Here is a 16,806-nt window from a genome sequence, read left to right as displayed (position 1 = left end):
TGGCCGGAGCGCGCCATCCTAGAGCCCGAGCGAGCCGTCTGACCAGGGGTTTCAGGACACGTATACGGCAATGTCAGTGGCGTGGTGTGCAATGGATCTCGTGCCCGCACTGGAAGAACCACTGGAACAACCGCTCAAGTCAGTGCTCGGCCCCGCCACCGCGAAGGTGATGGCCGAGCACCTCGGCCTGCACACCGTCGGCGACCTCCTGCACCACTACCCCCGCAGATACGAGGAGCGCGGCCAGCTCACCCACCTCGCCGACCTCCCCATGGACGAGCACGTCACCGTGGTCGCCCAGGTCGCCGACGCCCGTCTGCACAGCTTCGCCTCCGCCAAGGCCCCCCGAGGCAAGGGCCAGCGCCTGGAGGTGACGATCACGGACGGCAGTGGCCGACTTCAGCTGGTCTTCTTCGGCAGCGGCGTCCACAAACCCCACAAGGAGCTCCTGCCCGGCACGCGCGCGATGTTCGCGGGCAAGGTCTCGGTCTTCAACCGCCGCCTCCAACTGGCCCACCCGGCCTACGAACTGCTGCGCGGCGACCCCGGCGAGCCCGACGAATCCGTCGAGACCTGGGCCGGCGCCCTCATCCCGCTCTACCCCGCCACCGCCAAACTGGAGTCCTGGAAGATCGGCAAGGCGATCCAGACGGTCCTGCCCAGCGCCCAGGACGCCGTCGACCCCCTCCCCGCCACCCTGCGCGAGGGCCGCGGCCTGGTCACCCTCCCCGAGGCCCTCCTCAAGATCCACCGCCCGCACACCAAGGCCGACATCGCCGACGCCCGCGCCCGCCTGAAGTGGGACGAGGCCTTCGTCCTCCAGGTCGCCCTCGCCCGCCGCCGCCACGCCGACGCCCAACTCCCGGCCGTCCCGCGCAGACCCGCCCCCGACGGCCTCCTCACCGCCTTCGACGCCCGTCTCCCCTTCACCCTCACGGACGGCCAGCAGAAGGTCTCCAAGGAGATCTTCGACGACCTGGCGACCGAGCACCCGATGCACCGGCTGCTCCAGGGGGAGGTCGGTTCGGGCAAGGCTCAGCCCCTCGACTCGCTGGTGCTCACCCCCGCCGGTTTCCGTCGGATGGGCGACCTGCGGGTGGGTGACGAAGTCGTCGTGCCGGCCGGGGAGATCGCGTTGATCGACGGCGTCTTTCCGCAGGGAGAGCGCGATGTCTGGCGGCTGGTCCTCTCCGACGGAAGCTCCGTCGAGTGCGACGACGAACATCTCTGGATCGTTGGCACGAGTCGTGCGTGGCGCCGTGGTCAGGCTCCCAAGGTCATGACGACTCGGGAGATCCGCCTGGACACCGCCAAGGCCGGCGGATCTTCGAAGTGGCACGTTCCGGCAGCCACTCCGGTCGATCTTGGGGACGACTTCGGGCTGCCTCTCGATCCCTACCTGTTCGGCCTCCTGCTGGGAGACGGCTCATTCCGGCACCATCTGCGCCTGTCCACGACCGACGCGGAAATCCGTGAGGCGGCGGCGACGGCCGTGGCCCCCGAATGCCAGCTGGTTCCGGTGCAGGGATCCCGCTGCGACTACACGATCCAGCTGACCGGCCGCGATGGAGGCGTGCGCCATCCGGTGATCCAGGCTTTGCGGGACATGAACCTTTGGGGCGTGACGTCGCGTGGCAAGTTTGTGCCCGACGTGTTCAAGAACACCTCGATCAAGAACCGTCTCGCTGTACTCCAAGGGCTCATGGACACCGGCGGCACCCACACGGGTGGCCTCAGCGCCTCGTTCTGCTCAGCCTCGCCCAGGCTTGCGGAGGATGTCGCCTGGCTGGTCCGCTCGCTGGGAGGCCGGGCGCGGATCCTGCCGAAGCGGGCGGAGTTCACCGTCTCCGTGTCCCTGCCCGACCTGTACGCCCCGTTCAGGCTGACGCGCAAGGCCGAACAGCTGGGTCCCCGCCCGAAGCACCACACCTTCCGGCGCGGAATTCGCGCGGTCGAGTACGTGGGACGAAAGCCGGTCCAGTGCGTCAGCGTCGCCCACCCGAGCCACGCTTACGTCACCGACAACTTCACGGTCACCCACAACACGATGGTCGCCCTCCGCGCCATGCTCGCCACGGTCGACGCCGGCGGCCAGGCGGCGATGCTCGCGCCCACCGAGGTCCTCGCCCAGCAGCACCATCGCTCTGTCGTCGAGATGATGGGCGACCTGGCCGAGGGCGGGATGCTCGGCGGATCCGAGCAGGCGACCAAGGTCGTGCTGCTGACCGGGTCCATGGGCATGGCCGCACGCCGGCAGGCGCTGCTCGACCTCGTCACCGGAGAGGCCGGCATCGTGATCGGCACGCACGCGTTGATCGAGGACAAGGTCCAGTTCCACGATCTCGGGCTGGTCGTGGTCGACGAACAGCACCGCTTCGGCGTCGAACAGCGCGACGCCCTGCGCGGCAAGGGCAGGCAGCCCCCGCACCTGCTCGTCATGACGGCCACGCCCATCCCGCGCACCGTCGCCATGACCGTCTTCGGCGACCTGGAGACCTCCGTCCTCGACCAGCTGCCGGCCGGCCGGTCGCCGATCGCCAGCCATGTCGTCCCGGCCGCGGACAAGCCCCACTTCCTGGCGCGCGCATGGGAGCGCGTGCGAGAGGAGGTGGGCAACGGCCACCAGGCGTACGTCGTCTGCCCCCGGATCGGTGATGAGGAGGACGACCCGAAGAAGGCCGGCAACGCCAAGAAGAAGTCCCCCGAGGACGAGGCCGAGAAGCGGCCCCCGCTCGCTGTCCTCGACATCGCCGACCAACTCGCCAAGGGCGCGCTCCAGGGCCTCCGGGTCGAGGTCCTGCACGGCCGCATGCCCCCCGACGACAAGGACGCCGTGATGCGCCGCTTCGCCGCGGGCGACACCGACGTCCTGGTCGCCACGACCGTCATCGAGGTCGGCGTCAACGTCCCGAACGCCACCGCGATGGTGATCATGGACGCCGACCGCTTCGGCGTCTCCCAGCTGCACCAGCTGCGCGGCCGGGTGGGGCGTGGCTCGGCCCCCGGCCTCTGCCTGCTGGTGACGGAGATGCCGGAGGCGAGCGCGGCCCGCCAGCGCCTCAACGCGGTCGCCGCCACCCTCGACGGCTTCGAGCTCTCCCGCATCGACCTGGAACAGCGCCGCGAGGGCGACGTCCTCGGCCAGGCCCAGTCCGGCGCCCGCTCCAGCCTGCGCGTGCTCGCCGTCATCGAGGACGAGGAGGTCATCGCGGAGGCGAGGGAGGAGGCGGTGGCGGTGGTTGCCTCCGACCCCGAGCTGAGTGCCTATCCGGGCTTGCGCACGGCCCTGGACGCCCTCGTGGACGAGGAAAGGGAGCAGTACTTGGAAAAGGGCTAGAGGCGAGGTCGCGCACGACACAAACCGCGCCCTCACCTCCGCCTGCGAGACTGAACCAGTAACCGCCCCCGAACAAGGACCCGAGATGACCCGCGTGATCGCCGGCGCAGCCGGCGGACGTCGCCTGGCCGTCCCGCCAGGGACCGGCACCCGCCCCACCTCCGACCGCGCACGCGAAGGCCTCTTCTCCACCTGGCAGTCCCTGCTGGGCGGCGGCCCTCTCGACGGCGAACGGGTCCTCGACCTGTACGCCGGCTCCGGCGCGGTCGGCCTGGAGGCCCTCTCCCGCGGCGCGAGCCACACGCTCCTGGTCGAGGCCGACGCCCGCGCGGCCCGCACGATCCGGGAGAACGTGAAAGCCCTCGGCCTCCCCGGCGCCGAGGTCCGCGCGGGCAAGGCCCACCAAGTGATCCAGACGCCGCCGACAGCTCCGTACGAACTCGTCTTCCTCGACCCGCCCTACGCCGTGACGGACGACGATCTTCGCGAGATTCTGCTCACACTCCGTTCGGAGGGCTGGCTCACGCCGGAGGCGATCGTCACCGTGGAGCGCAGCACCAGAGGCGGGGAGTTCCACTGGCCGGACGGCTTCGAAGCGCTCCGGGCCCGTCGCTACGGCGAGGGAACGTTTTGGTACGGTCGCGCCGCCTCTACGTGCGAAGACGCACGATGACCGGACCGGAGAGCGAGGGACCACAAGTGCGCCGTGCCGTCTGTCCCGGGTCGTTCGACCCGATCACCAACGGACACCTCGACATCATTTCCCGCGCCTCCCGTCTGTATGACGAGGTCTATGTCGCGGTCATGATCAACAAGTCCAAGAAGGGCCTGTTCGAGATCGACGAGCGGATCGACCTGATCCGCCAGGTCACCGCCGAGTACGGCAACGTCCGGGTCGAGGCCTTCCACGGCCTCCTCGTCGACTTCTGCAAGCAGCGCGAGATCCCGGCCATCGTCAAGGGCCTGCGCGCGGTCAGCGACTTCGACTACGAGCTGCAGATGGCCCAGATGAACAACGGCCTCTCCGGCGTGGAGACGCTGTTCGTGCCCACCAACCCCACCTACAGCTTCCTCTCCTCCTCCCTGGTCAAGGAGGTCGCCACCTGGGGCGGGGACGTCTCCCACCTCGTTCCCGCGATCGTCCTGGAGGCGCTCAACGAGCGCCTGCGGAAGGACTGATGGGGCTACAGTCGTTCCGTCCGTCTCCAACCCAGCTGTAGAGAGTGGCGAGCAACCGGTGGACGTGCAGAAGAAGCTCGACGAGATCGTCACGGCGGTCTCCAGTGCCCGGTCGATGCCGATGTCGGCCTCGTGCGTGGTCAACCGCGCGGACCTGCTCGCCCTGCTCGAAGAGGTGCGCGCGGCCCTGCCCGACTCGCTCGCCCAGGCCCAGGAGCTGATCGGCGGCCGGGAACAGATGGTCGAGCAGGCCCGCCAGGAGGCCGAGCGGATCATCTCCACCGCGCACGCCGAGCGCGGTTCCCTCATCTCCGACACCGAGATCGCCCGCCGCTCCCAGGCCGAGGCCGACCGCATCCTCGCCGAGGCCCGCAAGGAAGCCGAGGACGTCCGCGCGGAGGCCGACGACTACGTCGACTCCAAGCTCGCGAACTTCGAGGTCGTCCTCACCAAGACGCTCGGCTCCGTCGGCCGCGGCCGCGAGAAGCTCCTCGGCACCGGTCCCGGCGTCGACGAGAACGGCTACGAGGACGAGGACGCCCCCGAGCGCAGCCACGACCCGGAGACCCTGCGCCGCGACGCCGACACGTACGTCGACACCAAGCTGGGCGCCTTCGAGGCGGTTCTCGCCAAGACCCTGGAGGCGGTCGGCCGCGGCCGTCAGAAGCTGCACGGCCGCATCGCCACGGACGACCTCGGCGCCCTCGCCGACGACAACACGACGTTCCAGCACTCCTCCGACGCCGACTACCTCGCCGACCTGACCGCCCTCGCCGAGCAGGACGCGGCGGCCGGACAGCCCGCCCAGCAGCAGTACGAGCAGCCGCAGGAGGCCTACGCCTACCAGCAGCAGCCGGACCCGTACGCCGGCGCCTACGGCCAGCAGCAGGGCTACGGCCGGCAGGACGCGTACGGCTACCAGCAGGCCGACCCCTACGCCTACCAGGGCTACGACACCCAGCAGGCCCCCTACGACCCCCACCAGGCCGCGCAACAGCCCCAGCAGTCGCACCAGCCCCAGCAGCCCCAGCAGTCCCAGCAGGGGTACGCGCTCGACGAGACCAGCCTCTTCGACACCGGCATGATCAGCGCCGAACAACTGCGCGCCTACGAGCAGGAACGCGGCCTGTAGGACCTGCCGGAACGGGGTCGCGCCCACCCGATTGGGCTGTGGGCGAAAGCTCCAGTATCCTGGCTCTTCGGTCGTGTGTACGTCCGCGATCACCGCTGCCAAGGGAACACTGAAGGGCGGCGACCCCGAGCTCAGCAGATCGAAAGCAGGAATGGCCCTGAACGCCCGCCTCGACCACCGCAAGCCTCTCGTGTTCGACACACACGAGCTGGGGCGGCGGCCTGGTGCGCTGCAGCGCCTGACCCGTGAGATCGACGCTCCCAAGGACCTCGGGATCCAGGGAGTGATCGGAGTGCCGGAAGGCGCTCCGGTGGAGCTCGAACTCCGGCTCGAGTCGGTCATGGAAGGTGTGCTCGTCACAGGCACCGCCCGTGCACAGGCCGAGGGGGAGTGCGTAAGGTGTCTGGAGCCGCTGGAGCTGGAGCTCGAAGCGGACTTCCAGGAGATGTTCTCGTACCCTGACGCCGATGACCGGGGCCGCCCCAAGGCGGAGCCGGTCGACGACGCCGAGGAAGACGAGGACAGGCTCTTCATCGAGGACGGCCTGTTCGACCTCGAGCCCGTGCTGCGCGATGCGGTGGTGCTCGCACTGCCGATGCAGCCGGTGTGCCAGGACGACTGCCTGGGCCTGTGCTCCGAGTGCGGAGCGCGGCTCACGGACGACCCGGGACACCACCACGACGCCGTCGACGTTCGTTGGGCGGCACTGCAGGGACTCGCCGGTTCACTCGGAGACGGCGAGAAGGACGAGATGAGCGGCGGCGCGCTTCCTTCAGCGCACGTCGACGAGAAGCAGGAGAAGTAGCCGTGGCTGTTCCGAAGCGGAAGATGTCGCGCAGCAACACGCGCCACCGCCGGTCGCAGTGGAAGGCTGCGGTCCCCACCCTGGTTGCGTGCGAGCGCTGCCACGAGCCCAAGCTGCAGCACATCGCGTGCCCGTCTTGCGGCACCTACAACAAGCGCCAGGTCCTCGAGGTCTGAGCGGCTGGTGAGAGGCTCCATGTCTGACGCCAAGGCGGACACGACCGCCAAGAAAAAGGCGGAGAACACGGCCTCGTCCCACACGCTTCTGGAAGGGCGGCTCGGCTATCAGCTCGAGTCCGCCCTTCTGGTGCGTGCGCTGACCCACCGTTCCTTCGCGTACGAGAACGGCGGCCTGCCGACGAACGAGCGGCTGGAGTTCCTCGGGGACTCCGTGCTCGGCCTCGTCGTCACGGACACGCTGTACCGCACCCACCCCGACCTGCCCGAAGGCCAACTGGCCAAGCTGCGGGCCGCGGTGGTCAACTCGCGTGCGCTGGCGGAGGTCGGTCGTGGCCTCGACCTGGGCTCCTTCATCCGGCTCGGCCGGGGTGAAGAGGGCACGGGCGGCCGGGACAAGGCGTCCATCCTCGCCGACACCCTCGAAGCGGTGATCGGTGCGGTCTATCTCGACCAGGGCCTCGAAGCGGCCTCCGAACTGGTACATCGCCTGTTCGACCCGCTGATCGAGAAGTCCTCGAACCTCGGTGCCGGCCTGGACTGGAAGACCAGCCTCCAGGAGCTCACCGCGACCGAAGGCCTCGGCGTCCCCGAGTACCTGGTCACGGAGACCGGCCCCGACCACGAGAAGACCTTCACTGCTGCCGCCCGCGTCGGAGGCGTCTCGTACGGCACCGGCACCGGCCGCAGCAAGAAGGAGGCGGAGCAGCAAGCCGCCGAGTCCGCCTGGCGCGGGATCCGCGCCGCGGCGGACGAGCGTGCCAAGGCGGTGCAGGCGGCCCCGGCCGTCGAAACCGTCGACGGCAGCCCGGACCCCGAGTCCGCCTCCGCCTGACCGAACAGCAGTTCAGTAGCACAGCAGTACGAGAGGAGCGCCCGCCCCCACGGGGAGGCGGGCGTTCCGTACGGGGGATCCCATGCCCGAGTTGCCCGAGGTCGAGGTCGTCCGACGCGGTCTGGAGCGGTGGGTCGCCCATCGCACGGTCGCCGACGCCGAGGTGCTGCACCCGCGTGCCGTACGCCGTCACCCGGCCGGCGCCGACGACTTCGCCCACCGCCTCAAAGGCCACCGCATCGGCACTCCCAGCCGTCGCGGCAAGTACCTGTGGCTGCCGCTGGAGGACACGCACCAGGCGATCCTGGCCCACCTCGGCATGAGCGGCCAGCTCCTGGTCCAGCCGCAGGACGCCCCCGACGAGAAGCATTTGCGCATCCGCGTGCGCTTCGCCGACACGCTGCCATCAGCCTCCCCCACGCTCGAATACGGCTCGCGCGGGGGCACCCCCATCGCGGCGGGGTCCACCGAACTGCGCTTCGTCGACCAGCGCACCTTCGGCGGCCTGTCCCTGCACGACACCACCCCCGACGGCCTGCCGGACGTCATCGCGCACATCGCCCGCGACCCGCTCGACCCGCTGTTCGACGACGAGGCCTTCCACCAGGCCCTGCGCCGCAAACGCACCACCATCAAGCGGGCCCTGCTCGACCAGTCGCTGATCAGCGGCGTCGGCAACATCTACGCGGACGAGTCGCTGTGGCGCGCCCGACTCCACTACGAGCGTCCGACCGCGACCTTCACCCGCCCGCGCACGCTCGAACTCCTGGGCCATGTCCGGGACGTGATGAACGCGGCCCTCGCCGTCGGCGGCACCAGCTTCGACAGCCTCTACGTCAACGTCAACGGCGAGTCGGGCTACTTCGACCGGTCCCTGGACGCGTACGGGCGGGAAGGCCTGCCCTGCAGGCGGTGCGCCACACCGATGCGCCGACGTCCGTGGATGAACCGGTCCAGCTACTTCTGCCCGAAGTGTCAGAGGGCGCCGCGCGTCCCGTCGTAGTGCTCGCGGGCCGTGAGGACGTCGTCCATCCGTCCTTCCAGCAGGTGGATGAGGGCGAGGAGGCGCTCGGCCACCTCGCGCCCGAGCGGGGTCAGCTCGTAGTCCACGCGCGGCGGGTTGGTGGGCTGGGCCTCGCGATGGACCAGGCCGTCGCGCTCCAGCGCGTGCAGCGTCTGGGACAGCATCTTCTCGCTCACACCGTCGACCCGACGGCGCAGCTCGTTGAAGCGCAGCGAGCCCTCGTACAGCGCACCGAGCGTGAGTCCGCCCCAGCGGCCCGTGACGTGCTCCAGCGTGCCGCGCGAGGGGCAGGCCTTGGCGAAGACGTTGAACGGGAGGTCCTGGTCCTCCGCGCGCACGTGGGTGATGTTCATGCCCCAAGCCTACGCCACTACACGAACCAAAGGGGTGCGCTAACTATTTGTTAGTGCACGCGATCCCTGCTGTGCGCCTCAGCCGTCAACAAGCCGCCCCAGGCTGCTTGATCGTTTCTGCGCGATCTCTTTTGCGTGCCTAGTAGCCGAAGTCCTGCGTCCACCAGGGTCCGCCGGACCCGAAGTGGACGCCGACGCCCAGCGTCTTGAAGTCGCAGTTCAGGATGTTCGCCTTGTGGCCGGGGCTGTTCATCCAGGCCTCCATGACCGCGGCCGCGTCGGCCTGGCCCCGGGCTATGTTCTCGCCGCCGAGGTCGGAGATGCCGGCCTTGGCCGCCCGGTCCCACGGCGTCGCCCCGTCCGGGTCGGTGTGGTCGAAGAAGCCCCGCGCCGCCATGTCGTCGCTGAACCTCTCGGCCAGCTTCGACAGCGCGCTGTTCGCGGAGAGGGCGCTGCAGCCGACCTTGGACCGCTCCTCGTTGACGAGCTTCAGCACCTCGGCCGCGGCCTGCGCCTCGGCCGAGACCGTCACCGGCGACTCGGCCCGCTGCGGCGCCTTGGTGACCGTCCTCTTCTTGGAGGGAGTGGTCTCCGGCTCCTTCGAGGGCGTGACCTCGGGCTTCTCGGTGGCCGTCTTGGTCGGCGCCGCCGACGAGGCGGAAGCGGAGGCGGACGGGGTGGGAGAGGCCGCGGACGGCGAGGCCGACCGGCCGGCGTCGCGGCTGGTCGACGTGGAGCCGCGCTCGGTGTCGGCGGAGCCGGACGTGCCGCCCTGCTCGGAGGCCGAGTTGGTCGGCGAGTCGGCGGCCTGCACCTTGTCGCCGGAGCCGCCGCCGAGCTGGTAGCCGTCGAGACCGGGCACCACACCCGTGGCCACCGCGACGGTGCCGATGGCGACCGCCGCGGACACCCCGAGCAGTCCCGTCTTGACCGGGGTGACGACCTTCCTCTTCCGGCGCCGGCTCGCACCGCCCCGGCCCGGCCCCGCCGGCCCGGCGCCGCCGTCCGGCGTGAAGCCGTCAGCCGCGAACACCGCGGTGTCGGCGCGGCCGTACCGGTCCTCCGTCGCGAACAGGTACTCCTGGCTCCTCGCGACGGAGTCGGCGTAGGCCTCCGGGTTCAGATACGGCGCGGTCCCCATCGTGGGGTGGTCGCCGGCGTACGAGTTCTGCTGGGTGTGACTGTCCGCGTGCGAGCTGTGCGTCTGTGTGACCCCCGTGGCGCGGCCCGTGGCGGCGCGGCCGGCGGCGGAGCGTCGGTGGCGTCCCATGTCCTTGCCTTCCTCGTCCGAGCGGTGTTCCCAACGGTCGGCCGGAGCCCGGGGCTACGCGCGCCTCCTGGGCCTTCTGGTCAACCTGACTCACCTGATCGGGTGAGTTTCAGATGAGAATCATTGGGTGGGGACGGTACCGCATGGGGCTGGGAGAGGAAGTGCCCCGAGTGACTTTGCCCGGTTAGGTTGCACCCATGAGCGAGGATGTACGGCTGGTCGCCTGGGTGCGCGGACGCGTCCAGGGCGTGGGATTCCGCTGGTTCACGCGGGCCAAGGCCCTGGAGATCGGCGGCCTGAGTGGTTTTGCTCTCAATTTGGCCGACGGACGGGTTCAAGTCGTCGCGGAGGGGACTCGTGAGGGGTGCGAGGGATTGCTGGGGTGGCTCCTGGGTGACGACACGCCCGGGCGCGTGGACGGAGTCACCGAGATCTGGGACACACCGCGCGGCGGCTACGACGGCTTCGCGATCCGCTGAGGACTGCGCGCGAAGCAGGCCCGGGTAAGCGGAGGGACGTGCCACTGGCACCTGCCCGCAGCAGAAAGGGGCAGGTGGTTGCCAAGAACTGCTTGCGGTGGGAGGCTCCGCACGTAAGGATGATCGCCACGCCTTGAGGTCCCCGCAGGAGTCGTAGCGCCGCCGTTTCGGCCGCGCGCCACCGGGATGCCCGCCAATACGGGGCGTGATCGTGTTGACCGTCAAACTTTTTGGTGAGACGCTGAAAGCACCCCGCGCACCTTAGCTGTTTGGCATGGATGAACGGCAGCACGAACAAGATCCTGTCAAACACCGCGGGTGCGAATCCCTCACGACCCACACCGCTTCGGTCGGTCACTCAGTGTGGAGGACCATCCATCATGGCAAAGGCGCTTCTCGGTTACGTCGGCGGCTCCGACCCGCGACTCCTCGCCGAGATGCGACGGCTCCAGCAGCGTGTACAGGACCTGGAATCCGAGCTCGGACGGATCCAGGCCGAGAACGACGCGCTGACGGCTGCCGCTTCTCACGACTCGCTTCTGGAGAGCATCGACGCACGCCAGGCGGAGCCTGCGCTCACCTGATCGCTGCACCGCTGCACAACGGCATAAGCAGTGGTCGGGCGGCTCACATCAACCGCGTCGGACCGCTAAGTTGTCAGAGTTTGCAAGGGACGCTTCGGCGTCCCTTCTTTCTTGCTCTTTCCCGCCCCCGTCTTCCTGCCCGTCTCCCAGCTCCGTCTTTCGCTCCCCCGCGCACCCTTTCAGTCTCTTAACGTTTGGTGTGCCCTGCGCGTTCATGGGTGAAACCGCGGGTTCATGGAGTGAGACACCCCCGGAAGGTAGAGTCCAGCGCCGTGCACCTCAAGGCCCTGACCCTCCGGGGGTTCAAGTCGTTCGCCTCGGCGACCACGCTCCGGTTCGAACCGGGGATCACGTGTGTCGTCGGTCCGAACGGCTCGGGCAAGTCCAACGTCGTCGACGCCCTGAGCTGGGTCATGGGCGAGCAGGGCGCCAAGTCGCTGCGCGGCGGCAAGATGGAGGACGTCATCTTCGCCGGCACCACTGGGCGTCCGCCCCTGGGCCGCGCCGAGGTGTCCCTGACCATCGACAACTCCGACGGCGCGCTGCCCATCGAGTACGCCGAGGTCACCATCACGCGGATCATGTTCCGCAACGGCGGCAGCGAGTACCAGATCAACGGCGACACCTGCCGCCTCCTCGACATCCAGGACCTGCTGTCCGACTCCGGCATCGGCCGCGAGATGCACGTCATCGTCGGCCAGGGCCAGCTCGACTCCGTCCTGCACGCCGACCCCATGGGCCGCCGCGCCTTCATCGAGGAGGCGGCGGGCGTCCTCAAGCACCGCAAGCGCAAGGAGAAGGCGCTCCGCAAGCTGGACGCGATGCAGGCCAACCTCGCGCGCGTGCAGGACCTGACCGATGAACTCCGGCGTCAGCTCAAGCCCCTGGGCCGCCAGGCGGCGGTGGCGAGAAGAGCCGCCGTCATCCAGGCGGACCTCAGGGACGCCCGGCTCCGCCTGCTGGCCGACGATCTCGTACGGCTGCGGGAGGCCCTGCAGACCGAGGTCGCCGACGAGGCCGCCCTCAAGGAACGCAAGGAAGCCGCCGAGCAGGAGCTGAGGAGGGCCCTCCAGCGCGAAGCCCTGCTGGAGGACGAGGTCCGGCAGCTGACGCCACGCCTCCAGCGCGCCCAGCAGACCTGGTACGAGCTGTCCCAGCTCGCCGAACGCGTCCGCGGCACGATCTCGCTCGCCGACGCGCGCGTGAAGAGCGCCACCTCCACGCCCCCGGAGGAGCGGCGCGGACGTGACCCCGAGGACATGGAGCGGGAGGCCGCCCGCGTCCGCGAGCAGGAGGCCGAGCTGGAGGCCGCCCTGGAAGCGGCCCAGCGCGCTCTGGACGACACCGTCGCCCACCGCGCCGACCTGGAGCGGGAGCTCGCCGCCGAGGAACGCCGACTCAAGGACGTCGCCCGGGCCATCGCCGACCGCCGCGAGGGCCTGGCCCGGCTGAACGGCCAGGTCAACGCGGCCCGTTCGCGCGCCGCCTCCGCCCAGGCCGAGATCGACCGCCTGGCCGCCGCCCGCGACGAGGCCCAGGAACGGGCCGTCACCGCGCAGGAGGAGTACGAGGCGCTGAAGGCGGAGGTCGACGGCCTCGACGCCGGTGACCAGGAACTGGGCGAACAGCACGAGACGGCCAGGCGGCGGCTCGCCGAGGCGGAGGCCGCCCTCACCGCCGCCCGCGAGGCGGCCACGACAGCCGAACGCCGGCGCGCCGCGACGCAGGCCCGCCACGAGACGCTGGCGCTGGGCCTCAGACGGAAGGACGGCACCGGAATACTGCTGGGCGCACGGGACCGGCTCACCGGAGTCCTGGGCCCCGCGGCAGAGCTGCTCACCGTGACGCCCGGCTACGAGGTGCCGCTGGCCGCTGCCTTCGGCGCGGCGGCGGACGCGATCGCCGTGACCACCCCGGCCTCGGCGGCCGAGGCGATCCGGCTGCTGCGCAAGCAGGACGGGGGACGGGCGGCGCTGATGCTGGCAGGGGCCCCGGAGTCGCCGATGCCGCAGATCGCGGCGCCCCCCAGGGGCGCGGGCGCGCCCGGCCACGACGAAACCGCGGACGACCGCCGGCCCGCTGCCGCGCCTCCCGGGGAGCGGTTCGCCGCCGACCTGGTCCGCGGACCCTCCGAGCTCCTGCCCGCCGTACGGCGGCTGCTGCGCGGGATCGTCGTAGTCGGCACCCTGGAGGACGCCGAGGAACTCGTCTACGCGCGGCCCGAGCTCACCGCCGTCACCGCCGAGGGCGATCTGCTCGGCGCGCACTTCGCGCATGGCGGGTCCGCCGGGGCGCCCAGTCTCCTCGAGGTGCAGGCCTCCGTCGACGAGGCCGCCGCCGAGCTGGAGGAGCTGGCCGTGCGGTGCGAGGAGCTGACCGGGACTCAGCATGCGGCGGGGGAGCGGCGCCGGGAGTACGCCGCACTCGTCGAGGAGTTGGGGGAGCGGCGGCGGGCCGCCGACCGGGAGAAGTCGGCCGTGGCCCAGCAGCTCGGGCGGCTCGCGGGCCAGGCGAGGGGCGCCGCGGGCGAGGCCGAGCGGTCCGCCGCCGCTGCGGCGCGGGCGCAAGAGGCGCTCGACAAGGCCGTAGAAGAAGCCGAGGTGCTCGCCGAACGGCTGGCCGTCGCCGAGGAGATGCCGGTCGAAGAGGAGCCCGACACCTCCGTGCGGGACCGGCTCGCCGCCGACGGGGCCAACGCACGCCAGACCGAGATGGAGGCGCGGCTCCAGGTCCGTACGCACGAGGAACGGGTCAAGGGGCTGGCCGGACGGGCCGACTCGCTGGACCGGGCCGCGCGGGCGGAACGCGAGGCACGCGCGCGTGCCGAACAGCGGCGGGCGCGGCTGCGGCACGAGGCCGCCGTCGCGCAGGCCGTGGGCTCCGGCGCGCGGCAGCTGCTCGCGCACGTCGAGGTGTCCCTCGGGCGGGCCGAGGCGGAGCGGGTCGCCGCCGACGCGGCCAAGGCGCGGCGCGAGCAGGAACTGGCCGCCGCCCGCACCGCCGGGCGCGATCTCAAGGCCGAGCTCGACAAGCTGACGGACTCGGTCCACCGGGGCGAGGTGCTCGGCGCCGAGAAGCGGATGCGGATCGAGCAGCTGGAGACCAAGGCGCTGGAGGAGCTGGGCGTGGAGCCCGCCGGGCTGGTGTCCGAGTACGGGCCGCATCAGCTCGTGCCGCCCTCGCCGCCCGCCGAAGGGGAGCAGCTCCCCGAGGATCCCGAGGACCCGCGCAACCAGCCCCGGCCGTTCGTGCGGGCCGAGCAGGAGAAGCGACTGAAGGCGGCTGAGCGGGCGTATCAGCAGCTCGGCAAGGTGAACCCGCTGGCCCTGGAGGAGTTCTCCGCGCTGGAGGAACGGCACAAGTTCCTCAGCGAGCAGCTGGAGGACCTCAAGAAGACCCGCGCCGACCTGCTTCAGGTGGTGAAGGAGGTCGACGAGCGCGTCGAGCAGGTCTTCACCGAGGCGTTCCGGGACACGGCGAGGCAGTTCGAGGGGGTCTTCAGCCGGCTGTTCCCCGGTGGTGAGGGCCGGCTGATCCTGACCGATCCCGACAACATGCTCACCACGGGTGTGGACGTGGAGGCCCGGCCGCCGGGCAAGAAGGTCAAGCGGCTCAGCCTGCTCTCCGGCGGCGAGCGGTCGCTGACCGCCGTCGCGATGCTGGTGTCGATCTTCAAGGCCCGGCCCAGCCCCTTCTACGTCATGGACGAGGTCGAAGCCGCCCTCGACGACACCAACCTGCAGCGGCTCATCCGCATCATGCAGGAGCTGCAGGAGTCCTCGCAGCTGATCGTGATCACGCACCAGAAGCGCACGATGGAGGTCGCCGACGCGCTGTACGGCGTGTCCATGCAGGGCGACGGTGTGTCGAAGGTGATCAGCCAGCGCCTCCGCTGACCCACATGCGTTCAAGAAGTGAACACATGTGACCCTCTCGTGTCTGTGATCTCACAATTCCCCCCGTTTGATTTTGAGACTTGAAGGCATAGTCTCTGAAACGTCGAATTTACCTTCAGGTACCACCTATCTGGGGGTCCCACGAGGGAGTGGAACGTGACCACAGCGCAGGCACAGAAGTCAGGAGCCAGGACGGCTCACCCCGATCATCTCGGGCATGTCATCTTCATCGCGGCGGCGGCCGCGATGGGCGGCTTCCTCTTCGGGTACGACAGCTCCGTCATCAACGGCGCCGTCGAAGCGATCAGGGACCGCTACGACGTCGGCTCCGCGGCCCTGGCGCAGGTCATCGCCATCGCCCTGATCGGCTGCGCCATCGGCGCCGCCTACGCCGGACGGATCGCCGACCGCATCGGCCGCATCCGGGTCATGCAGATCGCCGCCGTGCTGTTCACCGTCAGCGCCGTCGGCTCGGCCCTGCCCTTCGCGCTGTGGGACTTCGCCATGTGGCGCGTCGTCGGCGGCTTCGCCATCGGCATGGCCTCCGTCATCGGCCCCGCCTACATCGCCGAGGTCGCCCCGCCCGCCTACCGCGGACGCCTCGGCTCCTTCCAGCAGGCCGCCATCGTCATCGGCATCGCCATCTCGCAGCTGGTCAACTGGGGTCTGCTGAACGCCGCCGGCGGCGACCAGCGCGGCAAGCTCATGGGCCTTGAGGCCTGGCAGGTCATGCTCGGCGTGATGGTCGTCCCGGCCGTCCTCTACGGCCTGCTCTCCTTCGCCATCCCCGAGTCCCCCCGCTTCCTGATCTCCGTCGGCAAGCACGACCGAGCCCGCGAGATCCTCGAAGAGGTCGAGGGCAACAGGTTCGACCTGGACGCCCGAGTCACCGAGATCGAGCACGCCATGAAGAGCGAGCACAAGTCGACCTTCAAGGACCTGCTCGGCGGCGGCTTCTTCTTCAAGCCGATCGTCTGGATCGGCATCGGCCTGTCGGTCTTCCAGCAGTTCGTCGGCATCAACGTCGCGTTCTACTACTCCTCGACGCTGTGGCAGTCGGTCGGCGTCGACCCGACGGACTCGTTCTTCTACTCCTTCACGACGTCGATCATCAACATCGTCGGCACCGTGATCGCGATGATCTTCGTGGACCGCGTCGGCCGTAAGCCGCTCGCCCTCATCGGCTCCGTCGGCATGGTCGTCGGCCTCGCGCTGGAGGCCTGGGCGTTCAGCTTCGACCTGGTCGACGGCAAGCTCCCGGCCACCCAGGGCTGGATCGCCCTGATCGCCGCCCACGTGTTCGTCCTCTTCTTCGCCCTGTCCTGGGGTGTCGTCGTCTGGGTCTTCCTCGGCGAGATGTTCCCCAACCGGATCCGCGCCGCCGCCCTGGGCGTGGCCGCCTCCGCACAGTGGATCGCCAACTGGGCCATCACCGCGAGCTTCCCGTCCCTGGCCGACTGGAACCTCTCCGCGACCTACGTGATCTACACGTTCTTCGCCGCGCTCTCCATCCCGTTCGTCCTCAAGTACGTCAAGGAGACGAAGGGCAAGGCGCTGGAGGAGATGGGCTGAGCCTCGTACCAGAGGCTCCCGTCGAGCTCGAGGAGCCGGGCTGAGTCCCCGCTGCCCGCTCCTCGACACCCCTAGGAGTTGTCTTCAAATGTCACGCCCACATCAGGAGCGAGGCGAGCGTGACAGCTGCCTGGTAGGACTCGGCGGTCTTGTCGTAGCGGGTC

14 protein-coding genes are annotated in these 16,806 nt (G+C 70.0%); 12 read left to right on the top strand and 2 right to left on the bottom strand.

Features of this window, described 5'->3' with window-relative positions:
- Positions 1-91: 91 nt before the first annotated feature.
- From ACIBAF_RS27740 to mutM, 8 genes are all read left to right on the top strand, one after another.
- The gene (locus ACIBAF_RS27740) at positions 92-3,337 is read left to right on the top strand and encodes a helicase-related protein (RefSeq protein ID WP_399466581.1); all 3,246 of its coding nucleotides are present in this window, start codon (positions 92-94) and stop codon (positions 3,335-3,337) included.
- A gap of 85 nt (positions 3,338-3,422) precedes the next feature.
- Positions 3,423-4,010: a 16S rRNA (guanine(966)-N(2))-methyltransferase RsmD gene (gene rsmD / locus ACIBAF_RS27735; protein ID WP_399466580.1), complete on the top strand. Its 588-nt coding sequence runs from the start codon at positions 3,423-3,425 to the stop codon at positions 4,008-4,010.
- A 26-nt stretch (positions 4,011-4,036) separates the two neighbouring features.
- Positions 4,037-4,516, top strand: a complete 480-nt coding sequence (coaD, locus tag ACIBAF_RS27730) for a pantetheine-phosphate adenylyltransferase (protein ID WP_399466578.1) — start codon at positions 4,037-4,039, stop codon at positions 4,514-4,516.
- Positions 4,517-4,574: 58 nt separating this feature from the next.
- Positions 4,575-5,648 carry an ATP synthase F0 subunit B gene (locus ACIBAF_RS27725; RefSeq protein WP_399466577.1) on the top strand — a complete coding sequence of 358 codons (1,074 nt, stop codon included), beginning with the start codon at positions 4,575-4,577 and terminating at the stop codon, positions 5,646-5,648.
- Between the two features lie 151 nt (positions 5,649-5,799).
- The gene (locus ACIBAF_RS27720; RefSeq protein WP_399466575.1) at positions 5,800-6,453 is read left to right on the top strand and encodes a YceD family protein; all 654 of its coding nucleotides are present in this window, start codon (positions 5,800-5,802) and stop codon (positions 6,451-6,453) included.
- Positions 6,454-6,455: 2 nt separating this feature from the next.
- Positions 6,456-6,629, top strand: a complete 174-nt coding sequence (rpmF, locus tag ACIBAF_RS27715; protein WP_007493396.1) for a 50S ribosomal protein L32 — start codon at positions 6,456-6,458, stop codon at positions 6,627-6,629.
- Between the two features lie 19 nt (positions 6,630-6,648).
- A complete protein-coding gene (rnc, locus tag ACIBAF_RS27710; protein ID WP_399466574.1) occupies positions 6,649-7,464 on the top strand; it encodes a ribonuclease III in 816 nt (271 codons plus the stop codon).
- An 82-nt stretch (positions 7,465-7,546) separates the two neighbouring features.
- Positions 7,547-8,467, top strand: a complete 921-nt coding sequence (gene mutM, locus ACIBAF_RS27705) for a bifunctional DNA-formamidopyrimidine glycosylase/DNA-(apurinic or apyrimidinic site) lyase (protein WP_399466572.1) — start codon at positions 7,547-7,549, stop codon at positions 8,465-8,467.
- Here mutM and ACIBAF_RS27700 read toward each other — a convergent pair.
- The gene (locus ACIBAF_RS27700; RefSeq protein ID WP_399466570.1) at positions 8,440-8,841 is read right to left on the bottom strand and encodes a winged helix-turn-helix transcriptional regulator; all 402 of its coding nucleotides are present in this window, start codon (positions 8,839-8,841) and stop codon (positions 8,440-8,442) included. The two genes, mutM and ACIBAF_RS27700, sit on opposite strands and share 28 nt — an antisense overlap.
- A 139-nt stretch (positions 8,842-8,980) precedes the next feature.
- Complete coding sequence (locus ACIBAF_RS27695) at positions 8,981-10,111, bottom strand: CAP domain-containing protein (protein WP_399466569.1); 1,131 nt, start codon at positions 10,109-10,111, stop codon at positions 8,981-8,983.
- Positions 10,112-10,308: 197 nt separating this feature from the next.
- Here ACIBAF_RS27695 and ACIBAF_RS27690 point away from each other — a divergent pair, with 197 nt between their 5' ends.
- From ACIBAF_RS27690 to ACIBAF_RS27675, 4 genes are all read left to right on the top strand, one after another.
- On the top strand, positions 10,309-10,590 hold the full coding sequence (locus ACIBAF_RS27690; protein ID WP_079659247.1) for an acylphosphatase: 282 nt from the start codon (positions 10,309-10,311) through the stop codon (positions 10,588-10,590).
- Positions 10,591-10,970: 380 nt separating this feature from the next.
- Positions 10,971-11,174, top strand: a complete 204-nt coding sequence (locus tag ACIBAF_RS27685) for a hypothetical protein (RefSeq protein WP_079659246.1) — start codon at positions 10,971-10,973, stop codon at positions 11,172-11,174.
- Between the two features lie 272 nt (positions 11,175-11,446).
- Positions 11,447-15,070 (top strand): chromosome segregation protein SMC, encoded by a 3,624-nt coding sequence (smc, locus tag ACIBAF_RS27680; protein WP_399466567.1) that lies wholly within the window; start codon positions 11,447-11,449, stop codon positions 15,068-15,070.
- Positions 15,071-15,226: 156 nt separating this feature from the next.
- Entirely contained in the window at positions 15,227-16,642 is a 1,416-nt protein-coding gene (locus ACIBAF_RS27675; protein ID WP_399466565.1) for a sugar porter family MFS transporter, read from the top strand.
- Positions 16,643-16,806 lie beyond the last annotated feature (164 nt).

The sequence above is a fragment of the Streptomyces sp. NPDC051677 genome, from assembly GCF_044453465.1.
Lineage (GTDB): Bacteria > Actinomycetota > Actinomycetes > Streptomycetales > Streptomycetaceae > Streptomyces.
This window is presented reverse-complemented; position numbering and strand designations above follow the sequence as displayed.

What these genes read in the sequence shown, in the direction of transcription:
- ACIBAF_RS27740 (WP_399466581.1), top strand. Translation starts at nt 92, where the DNA reads ATGGATCTCGTGCCCGCACTGGAAGAACCACTGGAACAACCGCTCAAG.
- rsmD (WP_399466580.1), top strand. Translation starts at nt 3,423, where the DNA reads ATGACCCGCGTGATCGCCGGCGCAGCCGGCGGACGTCGCCTGGCCGTC.
- ACIBAF_RS27720 (WP_399466575.1), top strand. Translation starts at nt 5,800, where the DNA reads ATGGCCCTGAACGCCCGCCTCGACCACCGCAAGCCTCTCGTGTTCGAC.
- rnc (WP_399466574.1), top strand. Translation starts at nt 6,649, where the DNA reads ATGTCTGACGCCAAGGCGGACACGACCGCCAAGAAAAAGGCGGAGAAC.
- mutM (WP_399466572.1), top strand. Translation starts at nt 7,547, where the DNA reads ATGCCCGAGTTGCCCGAGGTCGAGGTCGTCCGACGCGGTCTGGAGCGG.
- ACIBAF_RS27700 (WP_399466570.1), bottom strand. Translation starts at nt 8,841, where the DNA reads ATGAACATCACCCACGTGCGCGCGGAGGACCAGGACCTCCCGTTCAAC.
- ACIBAF_RS27695 (WP_399466569.1), bottom strand. Translation starts at nt 10,111, where the DNA reads ATGGGACGCCACCGACGCTCCGCCGCCGGCCGCGCCGCCACGGGCCGC.
- ACIBAF_RS27690 (WP_079659247.1), top strand. Translation starts at nt 10,309, where the DNA reads ATGAGCGAGGATGTACGGCTGGTCGCCTGGGTGCGCGGACGCGTCCAG.
- ACIBAF_RS27685 (WP_079659246.1), top strand. Translation starts at nt 10,971, where the DNA reads ATGGCAAAGGCGCTTCTCGGTTACGTCGGCGGCTCCGACCCGCGACTC.